18 protein-coding genes are annotated in these 20,310 nt (G+C 71.2%); 8 read left to right on the top strand and 10 right to left on the bottom strand.

The genetic code is table 11. The features are described 5' to 3' along the window. The first annotated feature begins 66 nt into the window (after positions 1-66). Positions 67-1,308 (top strand): acetyl-CoA C-acyltransferase, encoded by a 1,242-nt coding sequence (locus Ate02nite_RS27480; protein ID WP_203810602.1) that lies wholly within the window; start codon positions 67-69, stop codon positions 1,306-1,308. Between the two features lie 733 nt (positions 1,309-2,041). Here Ate02nite_RS27480 and Ate02nite_RS27475 read toward each other — a convergent pair. Genes Ate02nite_RS27475 through Ate02nite_RS27460 form a run of 4 tightly spaced genes read right to left on the bottom strand, consistent with a single transcriptional unit; the run spans position 2,042 to position 5,353 of the window. Then, the gene (locus tag Ate02nite_RS27475) at positions 2,042-3,091 is read right to left on the bottom strand and encodes an NAD(P)H-dependent flavin oxidoreductase (protein WP_203810600.1); all 1,050 of its coding nucleotides are present in this window, start codon (positions 3,089-3,091) and stop codon (positions 2,042-2,044) included. Continuing rightward, complete coding sequence (locus tag Ate02nite_RS27470) at positions 3,088-3,780, bottom strand: CoA-transferase subunit beta (RefSeq protein ID WP_203810598.1); 693 nt, start codon at positions 3,778-3,780, stop codon at positions 3,088-3,090. Before Ate02nite_RS27470 ends, Ate02nite_RS27475 begins: the two co-directional genes overlap by 4 nt. Continuing rightward, positions 3,777-4,619, bottom strand: a complete 843-nt coding sequence (locus Ate02nite_RS27465) for a CoA transferase subunit A (protein ID WP_203810596.1) — start codon at positions 4,617-4,619, stop codon at positions 3,777-3,779. The genes Ate02nite_RS27470 and Ate02nite_RS27465 overlap by 4 nt, the downstream gene beginning before the upstream one ends. After that, entirely contained in the window at positions 4,616-5,353 is a 738-nt protein-coding gene (locus Ate02nite_RS27460) for an enoyl-CoA hydratase family protein (RefSeq protein ID WP_203810594.1), read from the bottom strand. Before Ate02nite_RS27460 ends, Ate02nite_RS27465 begins: the two co-directional genes overlap by 4 nt. Positions 5,354-5,399: 46 nt before the next feature. On the opposite strand from Ate02nite_RS27460, the gene Ate02nite_RS48965 reads away from it, so the two are divergent. Next, a complete protein-coding gene (locus Ate02nite_RS48965) occupies positions 5,400-6,350 on the top strand; it encodes an SDR family oxidoreductase (protein ID WP_239147727.1) in 951 nt (316 codons plus the stop codon). Positions 6,351-6,384: 34 nt separating this feature from the next. Further along, positions 6,385-7,893, top strand: a complete 1,509-nt coding sequence (locus Ate02nite_RS27445; RefSeq protein WP_203810592.1) for an aldehyde dehydrogenase family protein — start codon at positions 6,385-6,387, stop codon at positions 7,891-7,893. A 1-nt stretch (position 7,894) separates the two neighbouring features. On the opposite strand, the gene Ate02nite_RS27440 is transcribed toward Ate02nite_RS27445, so the two are convergent. The 4 genes from Ate02nite_RS27440 to Ate02nite_RS27425 are packed head-to-tail and all read right to left on the bottom strand — an operon-like array spanning position 7,895 to position 10,646. After that, the gene (locus Ate02nite_RS27440; RefSeq protein WP_203810590.1) at positions 7,895-8,374 is read right to left on the bottom strand and encodes a pyridoxamine 5'-phosphate oxidase family protein; all 480 of its coding nucleotides are present in this window, start codon (positions 8,372-8,374) and stop codon (positions 7,895-7,897) included. Continuing rightward, positions 8,374-9,258 (bottom strand): SDR family NAD(P)-dependent oxidoreductase, encoded by an 885-nt coding sequence (locus Ate02nite_RS27435; protein WP_203810588.1) that lies wholly within the window; start codon positions 9,256-9,258, stop codon positions 8,374-8,376. Before Ate02nite_RS27435 ends, Ate02nite_RS27440 begins: the two co-directional genes overlap by 1 nt. A gap of 1 nt (position 9,259) precedes the next feature. After that, positions 9,260-10,012 (bottom strand): glucose 1-dehydrogenase, encoded by a 753-nt coding sequence (locus Ate02nite_RS27430; protein WP_203810586.1) that lies wholly within the window; start codon positions 10,010-10,012, stop codon positions 9,260-9,262. A 28-nt stretch (positions 10,013-10,040) separates the two neighbouring features. Beyond that, positions 10,041-10,646, bottom strand: coding sequence for a TetR/AcrR family transcriptional regulator (locus tag Ate02nite_RS27425; protein ID WP_203810584.1), 606 nt, complete (start codon positions 10,644-10,646; stop codon positions 10,041-10,043). A gap of 85 nt (positions 10,647-10,731) precedes the next feature. On the opposite strand from Ate02nite_RS27425, the gene Ate02nite_RS27420 reads away from it, so the two are divergent. The 5 genes from Ate02nite_RS27420 (at position 10,732) to Ate02nite_RS27400 (ending at position 17,323) form a co-directional block, all read left to right on the top strand. Then, positions 10,732-11,820, top strand: coding sequence for a Zn-dependent alcohol dehydrogenase (locus Ate02nite_RS27420; protein ID WP_203810582.1), 1,089 nt, complete (start codon positions 10,732-10,734; stop codon positions 11,818-11,820). Position 11,821: 1 nt separating this feature from the next. Further along, positions 11,822-12,865 (top strand): LLM class F420-dependent oxidoreductase, encoded by a 1,044-nt coding sequence (locus tag Ate02nite_RS27415; RefSeq protein WP_203810580.1) that lies wholly within the window; start codon positions 11,822-11,824, stop codon positions 12,863-12,865. A 61-nt stretch (positions 12,866-12,926) separates the two neighbouring features. Continuing rightward, positions 12,927-14,678 (top strand): 3-oxosteroid 1-dehydrogenase, encoded by a 1,752-nt coding sequence (kstD, locus tag Ate02nite_RS27410; protein WP_203810578.1) that lies wholly within the window; start codon positions 12,927-12,929, stop codon positions 14,676-14,678. 1 nt (position 14,679) lies between these two features. Then, positions 14,680-16,242 (top strand): GMC oxidoreductase, encoded by a 1,563-nt coding sequence (locus tag Ate02nite_RS27405; RefSeq protein ID WP_203810576.1) that lies wholly within the window; start codon positions 14,680-14,682, stop codon positions 16,240-16,242. 46 nt (positions 16,243-16,288) lie between these two features. Beyond that, on the top strand, positions 16,289-17,323 hold the full coding sequence (locus Ate02nite_RS27400; protein ID WP_203810574.1) for a LacI family DNA-binding transcriptional regulator: 1,035 nt from the start codon (positions 16,289-16,291) through the stop codon (positions 17,321-17,323). Here the strand turns inward: Ate02nite_RS27400 and Ate02nite_RS27395 are convergent. Together Ate02nite_RS27395 and Ate02nite_RS27390 are read right to left on the bottom strand one after the other, a co-directional pair. Then, complete coding sequence (locus tag Ate02nite_RS27395) at positions 17,303-19,027, bottom strand: glycoside hydrolase family 2 protein (RefSeq protein ID WP_239147726.1); 1,725 nt, start codon at positions 19,025-19,027, stop codon at positions 17,303-17,305. The two genes, Ate02nite_RS27400 and Ate02nite_RS27395, sit on opposite strands and share 21 nt — an antisense overlap. Then, on the bottom strand, positions 19,024-20,310 hold the full coding sequence (locus Ate02nite_RS27390) for a family 1 glycosylhydrolase (RefSeq protein ID WP_203810572.1): 1,287 nt from the start codon (positions 20,308-20,310) through the stop codon (positions 19,024-19,026). The genes Ate02nite_RS27395 and Ate02nite_RS27390 overlap by 4 nt, the downstream gene beginning before the upstream one ends.

The raw sequence follows: 20,310 nt of genomic DNA, 5'->3' as shown, positions 1-20,310 counted from the left end.
TGCCCGCCCGGTGTCATAGATTAGAACAGGTTCTAGTAGAGTCCATCCGGCGGAGGGGCGTCAACCGTGGAAACCGCATACCTGATCGGCGCGGTCCGCTCACCCGTCGGCCGCCGCGGCGGCGGCCTGGCCGCCGTGCACCCCGCCGACCTGGCCGGCCAGGTGATAGCCGCCCTGCTCGACCGCGTCGCGGTCGACCCGGCCGCCGTTGACGACGTGATTCTCGGCTGCGTCGACACGCTCGGCCCACAGGCCGGAGACATCGCGCGTACGGCGTGGCTCGCGGCCGGCCTCCCCGAACACGTGCCCGGGGTTACCGTCGACCGGCAGTGCGGTTCCGGCCAGCAGGCGGTCCACTTCGCTGCGCAGGCAGTCATGAGCGGTACGGCCGATCTGGTGGTAGCCGGCGGCGTGCAGAGCATGAGCCAGGTCCCGATCGGCAGCGCGATGGCCCCGGACGGGCCGTATCGGGGGTCGGTGGGTTGGGGGGCGCGCTACGGAGACCAGGAGGTTTCGCAGTTCCGCAGCGCCGACGACATCGCGGCGAAGTGGGGCCTCTCCCGGTCCGATCTGGAGGAGTGGGCGCTCTCTAGCCACCAGCGGGCGTTGAGCGCGATCGACGAAGGCCGGTTCCGCGCCGAGACGGTGCCGATTCCCACTCGCGGCGGCCGTTCCCCGGCCGAGGAGGTTTCGGTTTCCGCTCGTGGTGGCCGGTCTCAGAACGAGGCGGTGTCGGTTTCCGCTCGCGGCACTGGCGAGGGCCGGATCTGTGACACCGACGAATGCCCGCGCCGGGACACCAGCTCTGAGCGGATGGCTGGGCTTAAACCGTTGCGTTCCGGTGGGCTCACCACGGCCGGCACGTCCAGCCAGATCGCCGACGGTGCGGCGGCTCTGCTTGTCGCCTCCGGCCACGGGGTGCGCGCGCACGGCCTGCGGCCCCGCGCTGTCATCCGGCACCTGTCGGCCCGCGGTGGCGACCCGGTGCTGATGCTGACCGCGCCGATCGAGGCGACCGCGCACGCGCTCGCCCGGGCCGGGCTTCGGGTCGGTGACATCGCCCGGTTCGAGGTCAACGAGGCGTTCGCGAGCGTGGTCCTGGCCTGGCTGTCGGAGACCGGCGCTGACCCGGCCCGGGTCAACGTCAACGGCGGCGCGATCGCCCTCGGGCATCCGCTCGGCGCTACCGGCGCACGGCTGCTCACCAGCCTGCTGCACGAGTTGGAGCGCAGTGGCGGCCGCTACGGCCTGCTGACCATGTGCGAGGGCGGCGGCCAGGCCAACGTAACCATCATCGAACGCCTGTAGGCCGGTAGCGATCCCGGCCGCGACCGCCTTTCGACACGCCGATGCCGTCGGCAACTCGCGGTTGTCCGCATGGTGGCCACGGGCCACGGGCCTCGGGCTCGACACCGCTTAGCCGTATTTCGCTGACACTCCGCGATCAGCTCATTGGACAACAGGTTCCTGCGGGCGCCTACTCCGCAAGGTCGGCTCGGGCGGGGGTGGGGTTCGGGTGCGTGGGGTGAAGGGTGTGGGGTTCCTGTTGGCTCCGGACGCTTACTCCGCAAGGTCGGCTCGGGCGGGGGTGGGGTTCGGGTGCGTGGGGTGAAGGGTGTGGAGTTCCTGTTGGCTGCGTGCGCTTACTCCGCAAGATCGGCCGCGGGCGGCCGCGGGCGGTGGTAGCGCTCAGGCTCGTTGGGTGAGGGTGTGGGGTTCCTGTTGGCTGCGTGCGCTAAGTCCGCAAGGTCGGCCGTGGGCGGAGCCGTGCTCGGGTGCGTGGAGTGGAGGGTGTGGGGTTTCTGTCGGCTGCGTGCGCTTACTCCGCAAGATCGGCCGCGGGCGGGGTGGCGCTCGGGTGCGTGGGGTGAAGGGTGTGGGGTTCCTGTCGGCTCCGGACGCTCGCTCCGCAAGATCGGCTCGGGCGGAGGTTGCGTCGGCGGTGCGGTGGTGCGGCTTGACAGGTTCAGGGGGTAGTCGTAGGGAAAGTGTGAGAAGGCGGTTCGGCCCTGCGAATCAGGCCATGTTCGGGGGCCGGCTGTCAGCGGGTGGCGGTTAGGGCTGTCAGGCGCTCGTCGGCCTCTTTCATGATGCGGTCGATCAGCTCTGCGCAGGATGGCAGGTCGTCGATCAGGCCGGTTACCTGGCCGGCTGACATCACGCCGGATGATGGGCGGCCGTCCACCATGGATGTGCGCAGCAGTGCTGGCGTGTTCGCCGCCATCAAGGTCTGGGCCCAGGACAGGTCGCGGCCGTGTCGGGCGGCTTGGCCGGAGCGCAGCAAGGCCGGCCAGGATAGGCCGGACTCTCGGCGGAACGCGGCCGCATGCCGGGCCGATCTGATCAGCTGGATGACGGGGCTGGAACGTTCCAGGCCGTCTACGAACGGGGTGCGCAGCACTCGGTGCGGCACGCCGTCGATTCGGGTGGTGACCACGGTGCCGGTCACCGTGGCGGCCAGGTAGTGGCGCTTCACCTCGACCGCGACCGGGCTGTCCGAGGTGAGCAGGAATCGGGTGCCCATGGCTATGCCGGCCGCGCCGTAAGCAAGAGCCGCTATCAGGCCGCGGCCGTCGAAGAAACCGCCGGCCGCCACCACCGGGATATCCACCGCGTCGACCACCTGCGGCAGCAGCAGCGTGGTTGGCACCGCGCCGGTGTGGCCGCCGCCCTCGCCGCCCTGCACCAGCACCGCATCTACGCCCCAAGCCGCCACCTTCTCGGCGTGCCGGCGGGCGCCGACGGACGGCATGGTCAACACACCGCCGTCGGTGCAGCGGCGGATCAGGTCGCGGTTCGGGGCCAGGGCAAAGGACGCCAGCCGTACGCCCTCGGCGATCAGCAGGTCGATCCGTTCTGCGGCGTCCGGCGCGTCCGCGCGTACATTCACCCCGAAGGGCGCATCGGTGCGGGAGCGGATTTCCCGGAGCGTGTCCCGCAGCTGGGTGAGGGTCATCGTCGCGGAAGCGACGATGCCGAAGCCGCCCGCCGCCGAGGTGGCGGCGACCAACCTGGTGCCGGCCACGTAGCCCATGCCGGTCTGCACGATCGGGTGCCGGCAGCCGAGCAACTCGGTGAGCCGGGTTTTCACCGGATCTCCTTGTGCCGCAAGCTGTCCGGGTCGAGGCGATCGTGGATCAACGCCAGCTCCGACTCGGTCGGCGAACGGGTATCGGGCACCGACGCCGGCACGGTGAGCGGGAAACCGGTGGCCGCCCGCACCTCCGCGACGGACACGCCGGGATGCACCGAGCGCAGCCGCATCGAGCGGTCGGGAGTGTCGAAATCCAGCACGGCCAGGTTGGTCACCACTCGCCGGATCTCGACGGCACCCCGGTCGTGGCCGACGCCGCACACCATGTCGACCCGGTCGACGAACACCCGCGGCTCGTGCCGGGGCACCCAGTAGCTGGTGGCGTGGTTGACCGTGTTGCCGGGCGCACCGCGCACGCCCAGCAGCTGCCGGGTCGGCCGGGCCCAGTCGCCGACGCAGGAGATGTTCTGGTTGCCGAACCGGTCGATCTGGCTGGCCCCCATCATCACGTGCCGGGTGCCCGCCGCCACCACCGCGAACACCGCGCGGTACGGCAGCCAGCCCTCCACCTCGCCGTCGCGCACCAGCGTGGCCTCGCCGTCGCTGAGCACCAGCTCGGGGGCGAAGGTGAGCTGGGCCAGCTGGGCGCCGAGCTTAGGAATAAGGCCCATCGGCGAGGCCAGCAACGCGCCGTCGCCCCGCCAGGCCTCGGCGCACGCTACCACGCAGACATCGGCGCGGGTCATCGCGCGGCCACCGCCTTCTGATAGTGCTCCTCGTCGCCATCCAGATAGGTGGCCCGGAAACGATCCCATTCCGCCGGGCCGGCGGCGGCCGTCGCGTATTCGCGTTGAAACGCCTCGTCCCGGTCGTAATCCGGAACGCAACTGGTGAAATGCGCGCCGCGCGGGGTCTCCACCACGCCGTCGACCATCATGCTGTTGAGCAGCAGACCCTGCGGCGGCCCGCCGTCGACCAGCTCGGCCGTGCTGACCAGGCGTTCGCACGAGACAAACCGGCGGCGAGCCGCCAGGCAGAACAGGTCGTCGAAATAGGGATCCGGGCCGAGATAGCGCGCATTGCCGCGCCTATCGGCGCGATTCAGATGGACCAGCGCGGCGTCGAGAGTCACGGCCGGCATGGCGATCAGCTCGCTGCCATCTTCGTACGGCGATCGCACCGTTCGCAGATTCGGGTTGACTCGGGGTACGTCCGAACCGAGACCAGCCCGGATCGGCAGGAATGGCAGTCGGTTGGCTGCCGCCAATAATCCCCAGTAGAGCATTCCCTCGTCATATTCGGTCAGCTCGATCTCGCCCTGCTGGCGGGCCCGGCGGAAGTGCGGCTCGAGCGGGATGCTGTCGAGCGACACGAAGCCGGTGACCACCCGCCGCACGCAGCCGGCCGCGATCAGCAGCCCGACGTCCGGGCCGCCGTAGGAGACCACGGTCAGATCGCGCAGCCCGGCCCGGCAGACGGCCCGGACGAGCGCCATCGGCTTGCGGCGCGACCCCCAGCCACCGACGCCGATCGTCATGCCGTCCCGGAGCTCGGCGACCACGTCGTCGACGGTCATCGTGGTCATCGGCCCTCCACGAACTTCTGGCGGGCGCGGTCGCCGGCACCGTTGAGGTTGAGCTCGAACGTGAAGCCTTGCTCGAACCGGTACGACCGCTTCACGTCGACCGGGTCGATCCCGTTGAGCGCCTCCTTGGCCCGGCGGATCACGACCGGGTCCTTGGCCGCGATCTCGGCGGCGACTGCCCGCGCGGCGACCCGCAGCCCGGCTTTCGGCACGACCTCGTGCACGGTGCCGAACCGGTGCAGGTCGGCGGCGGTGACCGGCCGGCAGGTGTAGACCATGGCCCGCATCAGCTGAGGTGGCACCAGGCGGGCCAGGTGGGTGGCCGCGCCGAGCGCGCCCCGGTCGACCTCGGGCAGCCCGAACGTGGCGTCGTCGGCGGCAACGATCAGGTCGGCGTTCCCGGCCAGCCCGATCCCGCCGCCGAGGCAGAAGCCCTGCACCGCGGCGATCACCGGAACCGGGCAGTCATAGACGGCGCCGAACGCGGCCGCACAGCCCCGGTTGGCGGCCAGCAGAACGTCGTGGCCAGCGGATTTCTGCATCTCCTTGATGTCCACGCCCGCGCAGAAGCCGCGCCCCTCGGCGGCCAGCACGACCACCCGGGTGTCCGGGTCGGCGCCGGCCGAGGTGACCAGCTCGGCAATGGACATCCAGCCGGCCGCCGGGACGGCGTTGACCGGCGGAAAGTCGATCACCACCTCGGCGACCGGGCCGCGCTCCAGATGTACGCCCATGCGGCGAGGCTAACCTAGCGCTTGCTTGGTCGGCTAGCATCGCGCCATGGATCCCCTCGACTTCACCGGCCGCGCCGTGGTCGTGACGGGCGGCACGCGGGGGATAGGCGCCGCGATCGCCGCCGCCTTCCTCGAGGCCGGCGCCCGAGTCCTGGTCTGCGGCCGCAACCCACCGGCTCCGGCGGCTGCCGATGCCGACGCTCCGGCGCGGTTGGCCGATGTCGGTAGAGCGGATGCGGGCCGGGCAGCCGAGTTCTTTCGGGCTGATGTGCGGGATCCGGCGCAGGCCGCTGCGCTCGTCGAGGCTGCGGTGGTCCGGCTCGGGCGGATCGACGTGCTGGTCAACAATGCGGGCGGGGCGCCGCCCGCGCCGGCCGCGACCGCCTCGCCGCGGTTGCACGCGAAGATCATCGAGCTCAATCTCGTTGCGCCGCTGCATGTTTCGCAGGCGGCCAACGCGGTCATGCAGCGGCAGGCCGGCGGCGGGGTGATCCTCATGATCGGCAGCGTCAGCGGCACGCGGCCGTCGCCCGGCACTGCCGCCTACGGCGCGGCCAAGGCCGGCCTGCACCACCTCGCGACCACCCTGGCCGCCGAGTGGGCGCCAGCCGTCCGCGTCAACAGCGTGATCCCCGGTCCGGTCGCGGACGTTGGCCCGGATCCCAGGACGGCGGCGGGCGTCGGGCCGGATCCCAGGATCGCGGCGGGCGTCGGGCCGGATCCCAGGACCGGCGCGGGCGCCGGGCCGGATCCTGGGGCCGCGGAGGGCGGAGGTCCAGGGCGTGAGGTGGCGGCTGGGCTTGACCCCGAGGCTGTGGCTCGGACTGTGCCGATGGGGCGGGCTGCTACGGCGGCTGAAGTCGCCGGGGTTTGTTTGCTGTTGGCCTCGCCGCTTGCCTCCTATGTGTCGGGGGCTGCCCTTGCCGTGCATGGGGGTGGGGAGTGGCCGGGGTATCTGGCGGACCTGCGAGGCTCGGCGTACCCTGCGCAGAAATAGAACGTGTTTCAATTCCCTGCACCGGAGGTGCCGGATGGTTCTCTCGATCAAGACGAGGCGGGACGCGGTTGGGCTGGCCACCGGCGAGCTGCTTATCGACGGCGTTTGGCGGCCCGCGGCCGACGGTCGCACCTGGACCCACCAGCACCCGGCCACCGGGGAGCAGGTCGGTGACTTCGCGATGGCCACCGACGCCGACGTGGACGCGGCCGTGCGGGCCGCCCGCCGGGCGTTCGACGAAGGGCCGTGGCCGCGGTCCCGAGCAAAGCAGCGGATCACCGTGCTGCGCCGCACCGCCGACCTGATCCGTTCGCACACCGATGAGCTGCGCACGCTGCAGGCGCTCGACAACGGGGTGCCGCTGACCTTCGGCGATGAGTACGCCATGTCGATCGAGTGCGTGGCCGACGTCTTCGACCATCACGCCGGCTGGGTCGACAAGCTCGGCGGTGAGACGCTTCCGGGTTATCAGGGTGGCGACCACCTGGTGATGACGCTGCGCGAACCGGTCGGCGTGGTGGCCGCGGTGGTGCCCTGGAACGGGCCACTGCTGCTCGCCGCGCAGAAGGTCGCACCCGCCCTGGCGGCCGGCTGCACCGTGGTGCTCAAGCCGTCGGAGTTCGCGACGTTCGCGGCGCTGCGGCTGGTGCGGCTGCTCGAGGAAGCGGGGCTGCCGGCGGGCGTGCTCAACGTGGTGACCGGGCCGGGCAACACGGCCGGCGAGGCGCTGATCACCCACCCGCTGATCGACAAGATCACCTTTACCGGGAGCCGGGCGATCGGCAAGCGGGTGCTCGCGGCCGCCTCTGAGGGGATGAAGCGGGTCAGCCTCGAGCTCGGCGGCAAGAGCCCGTCGATCGTCTTCCCGGACGCCGAGGTGTATGCCGCCGCCACCCTCACGATGGGCACCGTGACGCTCGGCCTGTCCGGCCAGGCCTGCGTGGCGCACTCCCGGGCGCTGGTCCACCGGGATGTGTACGACGAGTTCCTGGCCATCGCCCAGGGGATGACCACCCTGGTCACCTACGGCGACCCGTTCGACCCGGAGGTCACCGCGGCGCCGCTGATCAACGAGCGGCAGCTGGACCGGGTGCTCGGCTACATCGAGCGCGGGCAGGCCGAGGGGGCCCGGCTGGTCTGCGGTGGCGGCCGGCCGAACGGGGAGCTGGCGGCCGGCAACTTCGTCGACCCGGTGGTCTTCGCCGACGTGTCCAACGACGCCACCATCGCCCAGGAGGAGATCTTCGGGCCGGTGCTCGCGGTGGTGCCGTTCACCGACGAGGACGAGGCGATCCGGCTGGCCAACGCCACCTCGTACGGGCTGGCTGCCACCGTCTACACCGCCGACGTGAAGCGGGCGATCCGGATGGCGCGGGCGGTGCGGGCCGGGACTGTCGGCATCAACGGCTACCAGCTCGAACCGCACGTGGCGTTCGGCGGGTTCGGGCAGTCGGGGCTCGGGCGGGAGGGTGGGCGGTCGTCGATCGAGGCGTACACCGAGCTCAAGACCGTGCTGATCCCGACCGGCGACGAGATGATGTAGCTCAGCCGACCAGGCGCCGGTGGTCCCAGCTGACCACCCGGCGCGGCTCGACCAGGTAGGCGGACCGCTTGGTCGCCGCGTGCGCGACGTAACCGTCGAGCGCCGCGGCGATCTCGTCGGGCGCCAGCTCGCCGACCACCGGGCTGGGCATCCGGGCGGCGACGAGGCGGCCGATCTCGGTCACCCCGGGCAGGTCGTCGATCCGCTGCACGTCGCCGACGATCTGTACGCCGCGCAGCTCGAAGTAGTCGTCGCCGTCCTCGACCAGGCAGGTCACCCGGGGATCGCGGGCCAGGTTGCGCGCCTTCTGCGAGGAGCGGTAGGTCCAGAACGCGATGCGCCCGTCTTGCATCGCGTAGAACATGCTGACCAGGTGCGGTGTGCCGTCCGGATTGATGGTGGCGAGCTGGAGTTTGCGGCCGGCCGAGAGAACGGCGGCGATCTCGACAGGAGGCATGGACACGGTGTCGCGCTGTTTCATCAGTCCTCGCCGAGCGTGGAAGGGGCCAGCGGAAGGGTTTCCGAGCAGACGAAGCCGGGCGACGGCGGGTCGGCGGTGAACACCTTGCCCAGCGTGGCGTCCAGCTCGTCGACCGTCCACTCGTCGCCGGTGGCGTGGAAGGCGGCCCGCACCGTCGGCGGCCCGAGCAGCGCCACCATGTCGCCGTGCGCCACGAAGACCTCGCCGGTGATCCGCTCGCCGGCCGGCCCGGCCAGGTAGGTGACGAGCGGCGCGACGCGGTCGGCGGAGAGCGGATCGGGGCCGTCCGGCGGCGCACCCATCAGCGAGCCGGTCATCGCGGTGCGGGCGCGCGGGCAGATGGCGTTGGCCCGCACCCCGTAGCGGGCGCAGCCGCGCGCGGTGGCGAGCGTGAGCGCCACGATGCCGCCCTTGGCCGCCGCGTAGTTGGGCTGCCCGGCCGAGCCGAGCAGGAAGGCCTCGGAGGCGGTGTTGACGATCCGCGCGTACACCGGCCGGCCTTGGATCTTGCTTTGGTCCCGCCAATGGGCGGTGGCGAGTCGGGTGGTGACGAAATGGCCGCGCAGGTGGACCCGGATGACCGTGTCCCACTCCTGCTCGGACATCGAGAAGATCATCCGGTCGCGCAGCACGCCGGCGTTGTTGACCAGGATGTCGAGGCCGCCGAAGGCTTTCAGCAGAGCCTCGCCGGTGGACCATTCGGCGATGTCACCGGGGCAGACCTTCGCCGAGGGGATGCGGGCCGCCACCTCGTCGAGCGCCGGGCCGGGCAGATCGTTGAGCACCACCCGGGCGCCGGCGGCGGCCAGGGCGATCGCCTCGGCCGCGCCGAGCCCCTGCCCGGCGCCGGTGACCACGGCAATGCGACCGTCGAGGAGGGCCATCTCAGTACCCCGGCCCGGCGAGCAGGCCGCCGTCGGCCACGAACTCGGCGCCGGTGGTGTAGGACGACTCGTCCGAGGCGAGGAACGCGACCAGCCGGGAGATCTCGATCGGCTCGGCGAACCGGGCGATCGGCAGCGCCTTGAGGAACGCGGCCGGGTCGACGTCGGTCAGGTGCTCGGCGGCGGCGATCGCCATCGACGTCATCACCCCGCCGGGGTGCACCGAGTTGACCCGGATGCCGGCCGGGCCCAGTTCCTGGGCCGCCGACCGGGTGATCCCGCGGATGCCGAATTTGCTGGCGCTGTAGGCGGACAGGCCGGCCGCGCCGGCGAAGCCCTCGATCGACGACACGTTCACGATCGAGCCGCCGCCGGCCGCGATCATCGCCGGCGCCGCGAAGTGCACGCCGAGCCAGCAGCCGACCAGGTTGACGTCGATCACCTGCCGGAACACCGCCGGGTCCATCTCGGCGATCGGCCCGTGCCGCAGGATGCCGGCGTTGTTGACCAGCACGTCGAGCCGGCCGTGGGCCGCCAGGACGGCAGCGACGGCTGCGGTCCAGTCGGCCTCGCTTGTCACGTCGTGATGCACGTAGACGCTGCCGAGTTCGTCGGCGACGGCCTGGCCGCGGTCGTCGAGCACGTCGCCGATCACCACCCGGGCGCCCTCGGCGGCGAAGTGCCGGGCATGGGACTTGCCCATGCCCCGCGCGCCACCGGTAATGAGTGCCACCTTGCCGTCCAGTCGGCCCATCGTCCCTCCCAAGCGCTTGCTTGGGAGACTAGCGTGCCGTGATGCCTTCGAACAGAAGCCGAAGCAGGCCGTCGACGATCTCGTCGGTCTTCCAGGACTTGCCCCGGCTCTGCTTCCACGAGGTCGGGATCCACAGGATGTCGCGCAGCAGCCGGTAGACCAGCCGGGCGTCGAGGTCGGCCCGGAAGTGCCCGTCCTGCTTGCCGCGCTCCAACTGGTCGATCCAGGTCTGCTCGATCTCCTTCATCGCGGTGCGCAGGTAGGCGAAGCGTTTCTGGGCGCTGAAGTAGGCCCAGTCGTTCTGCAGCATGGTCAGCGCGGCCCGGTGCCGGCTGAGCGCGGCCGTGCTGGAGCGCACCATCTTCTCGATCGCGACCCGCGGGTCGTCGGCGCCCTCGACCGCGGACCGGTAACCGCCGACCACGTCGTCGAGGAACTCGCGGAGGATCTCGTCGCCGATCGACTCCTTGGAGTCGAAGTGGTGGTAGAGACTGCCGGACAGGATGCCGGCCGCGTCGGCGATCTCGCGGACCGTGGTGGCCCGGAAACCCTTCTCCGCGAACAGGTCGGCGGCCAGCCGGATCAGGTGCGTGCGGCGCTCCGACGGCGGCGCGGCCTTCTTCGTGGTTGTCACCGTCCGATCCTACTTGCCCAAACGCTTGCTCGGCCCGAAGGCGACGCCTAGCGTAGAACGCGTTCTAGTTTAAGAGGGGTGAGACATGCGCGCCGCTGTACTCCATGACCTCGGCGAGAAACTCGATATTCGTGACGACGTGACCGTGCTGGGTCCAGGCCCGGGGGAGATCCGGATCCGGGTGCGCGCGGCCGGTGTCTGCCACTCCGACCAGTCCGCCCGCGACGGTGGGCTGCCCCAGCCGGTGCCGGTGGTGCTCGGCCACGAGGCGGCCGGCGACGTGATCGAGGTCGGCGAGGGCGTCGACGATCTGGCCGAGGGTGACCGGGTGATCGTCAACTGGCTGCCGTCCTGCGGCACCTGCGCCGAGTGCGTGCGCGGCATGCCCTATCTCTGCATGACCCACGTGCTGACCGGCTACGTGATGCCCCGGTTCATGGCCGGTGACCTGCCCATCTTCGGGATGGCCGGCTGCGGCGCCTTCGCCGAGGAGATGGTGGTCCCGCGAATCGGCGCGGTGCAGATCGAGCCCGACGTGCCGTACGAGGTGGCCGCCCTGGTCGGCTGCGGCGTGATGACCGGGGTGGGCGCGGTGGTCAACACCGCGCAGCTGCGCCCGGGCGAGACGGCCGTGGTCATCGGCTGCGGCGGGGTGGGCATCTCGGCCATCCAGGGCGCCCGGCTCTCCGGCGCGCCGATCATCGTGGCCGTCGACACCGTGCCGGAGAAGCTGGCCGTGGCCCGCCGCTTCGGCGCCACCCACGCGGTCACCCCCGACCAGCTCAGCGACCTGACCACCGAGATCACCGGCGGCGAGGGATTCGATTACGCCTTCGACGTGGTCGCGCTTCCGCAGACCTTGCGTACGGCGTGGACCGCGACCCGCCGCGGCGGTGCCGTCGTGGTGGTCGGCGCCGGCCGGGCCGAGCATCAGGTCGAGTTCAACCCGTTCGAGCTGCTCTTCGAGGGCAAGCGGATCCTCTCCTCGCTGTACGGGTCGGCCTTCCCGCTGCGCGACTTCCCCCGGCTGATCGCGCTGTGGCGGTCCGGGCACCTCGACCTGGAGGGCATGGTGAGCCACCGGCTGCGACTCGAGCAGGTCGACGACGCCCTCGCCGCACTCGGCCGGGGCGACGTGATCCGGCAGGTGATCGTGCACGACGCGGGCGCGTGACATGCGGCTGGGCATTCAGTTGGGATACAGCGGAGAGGGCTTCGCGCACGCGGTCGAGGAGGTCGTGGAGTTCGAGGCGGCCGGGGCCGACCTGGTGGTGGTGCCCGAGGCGTACAGCTTCGACGCCGTCAGCCAGCTCGGCTACCTGGCCGCCCGCACCAACCGGATGCAGCTCGCGTCCGGTGTCATGCAGCTCTACACCCGCACCCCGACGCTGACCGCGATGACCGCGGCCGGCCTCGACTACGTCTCCGGCGGCCGGTTCTCGCTCGGCCTGGGCGCCTCCGGGCCGCAGGTGATCGAGGGTTTCCACGGGGTGGCGTACGACGCGCCGCTGGCCCGCACCCGGGAGCTCGTCGACATCTGCCGGACGGTGTGGCGCCGGGAGACCCTGGTGCATCAGGGGGAGCACTATCGCATCCCGCTGCCCGGCGGCCTGGGTAAGCCGCTCAAGCTGATCAACCGGCCGGTCCGCGACCGCATCCCGATCCTGCTGGCCGCGATGGGCCCGCGCAACGTCGCGCTCGCCGCCGAGATCGCCGAGGGCTGGCAGGCGCTCTTCCTGGACCCGGCGGCGCTGCCGGAGGTGTTCGGCCCGGCGCTGGCCGAGGGCCGAGCTCGCCGCGACCCGGCGCTCGGGCCGCTGGACATCATGGTGCCGCTGCCGTTCGCGGTGGCCGAACCGACCGCCGAGCTGCTGGCCCGGCATCGTGCCCAGCTCGCCCTCTACATCGGCGGGATGGGTGCGCGCGGAAAGAACTTCTCCAACGACCTGGTTCGCCGGTACGGCTATCCGGACGAGGCCGCGACGATCCAGGAGCTGTTCCTGAGCGGGCGGCGGGCCGAGGCGGCGGCCGCGGTCCCGGAGCGGCTGGTGCACGCCACCGCGCTTGTCGCCGGGCCGGCCGAGTTGCGCGACCGGGTGGCCGAGCTGGCCGCCGCCGGGGTCACCACGCTGCTGGTGTCGCCGTTGGCGGCGACCCGGGCCGAGCGAGTCAAGGATGTCGAGGAACTGAAACACGTTCTCATAGACGCATCCCTTTGACACGAGCGCCAGCGCGTTCGATAGTAGAACGCGTTACAGCTCCAACGTCTGAGGAGCTTCTATGTCCGCTCACCTCAAACGGCGCCAGGTCCTCACCGGCGCCGCAGCCATCGGAACCGGCCTGGTGGCCGGTTCTTCCGCACTGGGAAACCCGGCGGCGGCCCAAGCGGCGGCCCAATCGGCGTACGACATCGTGGTTATCGGTTGTGGTGCCGCGGGCATGACCGCGGCGCTGCGCGCCGCCAAACGCGGCCTCAGCGTTCTGGTGGTGGAGAAGGCCCCGACCTTCGGCGGCTCGGCCGCCCGGTCCGGCGCCGGCATCTGGATCCCCAACAACGAGGTCATCCTGGCCGCCGGGGTGCCGGACACGCCGGCCAAGGCGGCCACCTATCTCGCCGCGGTGGTGGGCGGGGACGTCCCGACCGCCAAGCAGAAGGCGTTCCTCGACAACGGGCCGCCGATGATCTCGTTCGTGATGGCGAACAGCCCGCTGCGGTTCCGCTACATGGACGGCTACTCGGACTACTACCCGGAGCTGCCCGGCGGCATCGCGCGCGGCCGCTCGATCGAGCCCGACCTGTTCGACGGCAAGCTGCTCGGCGCGGAACTGGCCAATCTCAACCCGGCCTACCTGGCGACGCCGGCCGGCCTGTCGGTGTTCAGCGCCGACTACAAGTGGCTCAACCTGGCGCTGGTCAACCTCAAGGGCACGGCCGTCGCGGCCGAGTGCGTGGCCCGCTACACCGCGGCCGTGCTGGCCGGGAAGACGCCGCTGACCATGGGGCAGGCGCTGGCCGGGGCGCTGCGGGCCGGGCTGGCCGGCGCGGGCGTGCCGGTCTGGCTGAACACCCCGCTGGTCGACCTGCAGATCAACACCAGTGGGCGGGTCACCGGCGTCGTGGTCACCCGCAACGGGGTCGCCACCGGCATCACCGCCAACCGGGGCGTCCTGGTGGCGGCCGGCGGCTTCGAGCACAACCTGTCGATGCGGCTGGCCTATCAGGAGCAGCCGATCGGCGTCGACTGGACGGTGGGCGCCAAGGAGAACACCGGCGACGGCATCCAGGCCGGCCTGCGGGCCGGGGCGGCCACCGACTTCCTCGACGACTCGTGGTGGGGCCCGGCCATCCCGCTGCCCGGCGAGCCGTACTTCTGCCTGGCCGAGCGCACCCTGCCGGGCAGCCTGATCGTCAACGACGCCGGGGTGCGCTTCGTCAACGAGGCCGCGCCGTACAGCGACGTCGTGCACGTCATGTACGCCAAGAAGGACATCCCGTCCTGGCTGATCTTCGACCAGAACTACCGCAACCGGTACCTGTTCCGGGACGTCTCGCCCGCGCTGCCGTTCCCGGACGACTGGTACTCGTCGGGGGCGGTCGTCAAGGACTGGACCCTCAACGGGCTGGCCGCCAAGATCGGCGTGCCGGCCTCGGCGCTGTCCGGCACCGTCTCCCGGTTCAACGGGTTCGCCCGCACCGGTAAGGACACCGACTTCCACCGCGGCGACAGCGCCTACGACCACTACTACACCGACCCCGCGGTTACCCCGAACTCCTGCCTCGCGCCGCTCTGGCTGGCGCCGTACTACGCCTGCAAGATCGTGCCGGGCGACCTCGGCACCAAGGGCGGCCTGCGCACCGACCCCGGCTCCCGGGTGGTGCGGGCCGACGGCTCGGTCATCCCCGGGCTGTACGCGGCGGGCAACTCCAGCGCCGCCGTGATGGGACACAGCTACGCGGGTGCGGGCTCCACCATCGGACCCGCCATGACGTTCGGCTACATCGCCGCCAACAACATCGCCGAGGGGGCCTGAGATGGTACGTCGTCGCACCCTTCTGAAAGCGGCGGCGCTCGCCGTCCCGGCCGCCGCCGCGCTGGCCAACGGCGACCACGTGCCCGCCCTGGTCATCGGCAGCGGTTACGGCGGCGCGGTGGCCGCGCTGCGGCTGACCCAGGCCGGGATCGCCACCGTCGTCGTCGAGATGGGGATGAACTGGAACACCCCCGGCTCGGACGGCAACGTCTTCTGCGACATGCTCAACCCCGACCAGCGGTCGTATTGGCTGCGCACCACCACCGACCAGCCGCTCGGCTACTTCCTCGGCATCGGAGTCAACAAGTCGATCCCCAAGTACACCGGCGTGCTCGACTCCGAGAAGTTCGCCGGCATCCGGGTCTACCAGGGGCGTGGGGTCGGCGGCGGCTCGCTGGTCAATGGCGGGATGGCGGTGGTGCCCAAGCGGTCCTACTTCGCCGAGATCCTGCCGTCGGTCGACGTCGCCTCGATGTACGACACGTATTTTCCCCGGGCCAACGCGGGGCTGGGCGTCAACGCCATCGACACCGCCTGGTTCGAGACCGCGGACTGCTATCAGTACGCGCGGGTCAGTCGCGCCCAGGCCCAGGCGTCCGGCTACACCACCACGTTCCTGAACAACGTGTACGACTTCGAGTACATGAAGAAGGAGCAGGCCGGCACGGTCACCCGGTCGGCGCTGGACAGCGAGGTCATCTACGGCAACAACTACGGCAAGCGGTCACTGGACAAGACCTACCTGGCTGCCGCGGCCGCCACCGGCCGGCTGACCGTCACCGCCCAGCATCAGGTCACCGCGGTCGCCCCCGATCCGCTCGGCGGTTACGCCGTGACGATGAACCAGATCGACACCGTCGGGGCCACGGTGGCCACCAAGACGGTCCGGGCCGACCGGGTGTTCTTCGCGGCCGGCAGCGTCGGCACCAGCAAGCTGCTGGTCGCGATGCGGGCCCAGGGCAAACTGCCCAACCTTCCGGCCGCGGTCGGCCAGGGCTGGGGCAACAACGGCAACGTGATGGTCGCCCGGGCCAACCACATCTGGAACACCACCGGCGCCCTGCAGTCCGGGATGCCGGCCATGGGCATCGACAACTGGGCCGACACCGCCGGGCCGGTCTTCGCCGAGATCGCGCCGTTCCCGGCCGGCACCGAGCTGTGGATCAGCCTCTATCTGGCCATCACCAAGAACCCCAACCGGGGCCAGTTCACCTGGAACTCGTCGACCGGCTCGGTCGGGCTGAGCTGGCAGACGGCGCAGAACGCACCGGCCATCGCCGCGGCCAAACGGGTCTTCGACACCATCAACAAGGCCCAGTCCACCGTCTACCGCAGCGACCTGTTCGGCTCGAACAAGGTGTGGGCCGACGACCTCACCTACCACCCGCTCGGCGGCTGCGTGCTCAACCAGGCCACCGACAACTACGGCCGGCTGCCCGGTTACCCGGGGCTCTACGTGGTGGACGGCTCGCTGATCCCCGGCAGCACCGGGGTCAACCCGTTCGTCACGATCACCGCCCTGGCCGAGCGAAACCTGGAGAAGATTCTCACCACCGACGGATAAACCGCTGAGCCGCTACGATTAATCGATCAAGCGGGGAGGCACGGGCGTGGCGGCCAAGAGCGCGACGGGCAAACGGGTCACGCTGCGGGACGTCGCCGCCCGGGTGGGCATCACCCCGGCGGCGTGTTCGATGGCGCTGGCCGACAGCGACCGGATCAGCCCGGCCACCAAGGAAGCGGTCCGGCGAGTGGCGGCCGAGCTCGGTTACGTCGGCAGTTCGGCGGCGCGGGCCCTGCGCAAGCAACGGGCCGGCGCCATCGCCCTGATCGTCCCGACCACCTCGCGGCACGTGTTCGGGCACAGCTACTTCATGCATGTGCTCAGCGGCGTGACCTCGGTGGCCAACGACCACGACACCCAGGTGCTGATCGCCACCAACGCCGACACCGCCCGCGGGCTCACCGCCTACGAGCGGGTGATGCGCTCCAACAGCGCCGACGGGGCCATCCTGACCAGTGCCGCGATCGAGGACGAGACCGTCGACCGGCTGCTGGCCAGCGGCCTCCCGCTGGTGCTGATCGGCAACTTCCCGCAGCTGACCGACGCGATCACGATCGGGGTGGACGACCGCAGCGCCTCCCGGGCGGCGACCGAGCACCTGATCGAGGTGCACGGGCGGCGCCGCCTGCTGCACCTGACCGGGCCGCTCGACCATCAGACCGGCGTCGACCGGCGGGACGGCTTCCTCGAGGCGGTCACGGCGTACGGGATCGGGGCGGACGCGATCGTCCTGGAGGGTGATTTCAGTGAGGAGCGCGGTCACGCGCTCGTCGACGGCCTGGGCGACACCTACGACGGGATCGTGGCGGCCAACGACGACATGGCGTTCGGCGCGCTGACCGCGCTGCGGTCGCGTGGCCGCGCGGTGCCGTCCGAGGTCGCGCTGATCGGCTTCGACGACTTCGGACTGTCCCGGGTCACCACCCCGGCCATCTCCACCGTGAGCGTTCCGGCCGAGGAGATGGCCGTGGCGGCGACCGAGCGGCTGCTGAAGCTGATCGACGGCAAGCCGGCCGAGTGGACCCGCCGCGACGTCGAGGTCAGCTTCCGCTACCGCCAGTCATGCGGGTGCGGTGCCTGAGACGATGGAGCGGATCAGCGCCACGTCCAGCTTCGGCGTCCGGTCGGCGGTGACCAGGCCGTTGGCCTCCTGCATGGTGTCGGTCAGCTGGGTGTAACAGGTGCCGGCCAGCTCGGGCGACGCGCGCAGCGCGGCATACAGCGCGGTGAGCTGCGCGGCGAACTGCTCGGCCGACCCGGCCGCCGAGTAACCCCAGGAGCCCGCGCCGTCCGGCGCGAACTTGATGCCGCCGAACTCGGTAAGCATCAGCGGTGCGGACGGCGAGATCGGATCGCGTACGCGCATCCGCCGTCCCGCCGGGCCGATCCCGTCGGACAGGCGCTCGCGGGCCCCCGGGCCGTAGCGTTCGCGCAGCGTGGCCGGATCGTCGTCGTAGTCGTGCACGGACAGGATGTCGGAGCCCACGTGCTCCCACCCGTCGTTGGCGATCACCGGCCGGGTGCCGTCGATCGCGTGGGTCAGCTCGTACAGGCCGCGGACGAAGGCGGCCTGGCGCGGGTCGTGCGCCACGTGCTGGATGCCCCAGCTCTCGTTGTGCGGCACCCAGGTGACGATCGACGGGTGCGACCGGTCCCGCTCCAGCACCTCCAGCCACTCGCGGGTGGTCCGGGCGACGGCGGTGGGGGAGAACTCGTAGGCGGCCGGCGCCTCACCCCAGACCAGCAGGCCGAGCCGGTCGGCCCAGTACAGGAACCGGGGGTCCTCGACCTTCTGATGGACGCGGGCGGTGTTGAAGCCGAGGCTCAGGATGAGCCGGACCTCCTCCTCGATGGCCTGTGCACTGGGCGCGGCCAGGTGCGAGGAGGGCCAGAAACCCTGGCTCAGCACCGACCGCAGGTAGTAGGGGCGGTCGTTGAGCAGGAAGTGGCCGTCGGCCACGGCGGCCGACCGCAGGCCCAGGTACGACGTGACCTCGTCCCCGCCGACCCGGACCGTCGCGTCGATCAGGGTGGGCCGCTCGGGTGACCAGAGCAGATCCTCGTACGCCTGCCCGTTCTGCTGGCCGGGCAGCGTGATCGTGGCGACCGTGCGCTGCCCGGTGACCGGAACCCGGATCGCGCCGATCGGCCAGTCGTCGTGCCGCAGCTCGATCTCGCACGAGGTCCCCGGCTCCGGCGGCCGGTTGAGCCCGATCTCGGCCCGCACCGTGGCGGCCGGCAGGTCGGCCGTCCAGTGCAGGCTCTCCACCGCCACCGCGGCGGTCGCCTCCAGCCACACCGGCTGCCAGATGCCGGAGGTTCGGTCGTACCAGATGACGTGCGCGTCGCGCTGCCAGTCCTGTTTGCCCCGGGGCTGCCCGACGTCGGCGGCTCGGTCCTCCGCCCGTACCGTCAGAGTTTGATCTTGATCGGGTTTTAACGAAGAAGCATCGAAGCCGAACGGCGTGTGCCCGCCCTCGTGATCGCCCAGGCGAACGCCGTTGAGCCAGACCGTGCAGCGGTAGTCGACCGCGCCGAACCGCACCACCAGTCGGGGTCGCAGGGACGGGTGGTAGCCGGCGGCGAGGATCGTGTCCCAGGGGATGTCGCGCTCGTACCAGAGGACGTCGTGGACTTCGGTGTCGCCGATCCCGGAGGCCGCGGACTCGGGCGGGAACGGCACCACGATGGTCCGGGACCAGCGGTCCGGTTCGTAGTCGAACCGCCACTCGCCGGACAGGTCGGCCCAGTGCTCCCGAACCAGTTGCGGACGAGGGGCGGTCATGCGCTCGCCTGTTTCCGGTACGCCGTGGAGGCCTCGGTCTCCGACCGTCGCAGGTCGTCGTTGACCGTCAGCAGGCCCATCCGCCGCAGGAACGGCGTGACGCCCTGGGTGATGTCGGCGTAGACCTCGGCGGTCGGGGTGGCGCCGCTGCCCGGGTCGAGCATGAACTCCTCGACGTTGCGGCCACCCGAGGCGTAGGACCAGTCGACGAAGTCGAGCAGCGGCCACCAGGTGTAGCCGCGAATGTCCAGGCCTTCGTCGCGCAACCGGCGGACGGCGGCGATCGAGTCCTCGGCCCAGCGGCGGCGGGTGTTCTCGTCGCCCTCGATGCTGGTCTCGGTGATCGCCATCGGCAGCCGGTAACGCTCGTGGGCGGTGCGCAGCGCGTACTCCAAACCCTCGGCCCACCGGTTGGCGGTGACCTGCCGGATCTGGCCGGCCACCTCCTCGATGACGCGCGGGGTGAGGTCGGGGTAGTAGTTCACGCCGAGGATGTCGATCTCCGGCACGTCGGTGCGGAACCGGTCGAGGTCGGCCGGTGCGGCGCCCTGTGCGAGGAGCCAGTCGTGCAGCGGATGATTCGCGGAAACCCGGCCGAGCAGCAGATCGGTGGGCAGGTGCCCGATCCCGGCCAGTAACGCGGTGTGCTCGTCCAGCCCGGCATCCGGGGTCGAGTACATGCTGGCCGCCTCGACGTGCACGATCACCGCGTCCGGGTTGGCCGCTCGCACCCCGGCGATGGTCTGCCGGATGCCCTCGACGATGCCCATGGTGACCCGGGTCCAGCCGGTCCAGCCGGTCAGCGCGGGCGGCCACACCCCGCGCAGCCCGCAGAACGACGCGGTGGTGAGCGGCTCGTTCAGCGGCGTCAGGTGGTCGACGACACCGCGGTAGCGGGCGGCGAACGCGGCCGCGAAATCGGCGATCGCGGCCGGGTAGCGCGGATCGGCGAACGCCCCGTCGAGCCAGGTCGGCGTCCCGTAGTGGACGAGGTCGGCGATGACGGTCAGGCCCAGCTCGCCGGTGGCGAACCGGAGCCGCTCGTCGAGCTCGGACCAGTCGTAGACGCCGGGGGCCGGGCAGATCCGGGGCCAGCTCACGCCGTACCGCAGACCGCCGGCGCCGAAGTCGGCGACCGCGACCAGGTCGTCCCGCCACCGCGCGTCGTGGCCGGTCAGCGCGTGCTCGTCGAGCCGGGTCATGCCCGAGCCGACCGGCGGATAGACGCAGGTGTCCTCGATGCCCAGCAGCCACTGGAGATCGCCGGGGGAGAAGAATGGCAC

This window comes from Paractinoplanes tereljensis (genome assembly GCF_016862435.1).
GTDB classification, from domain to species: domain Bacteria; phylum Actinomycetota; class Actinomycetes; order Mycobacteriales; family Micromonosporaceae; genus Actinoplanes; species Actinoplanes tereljensis.
Note: the sequence above shows the minus strand (reverse complement) of the source record. Positions and strands in the feature narration are given on the sequence as shown.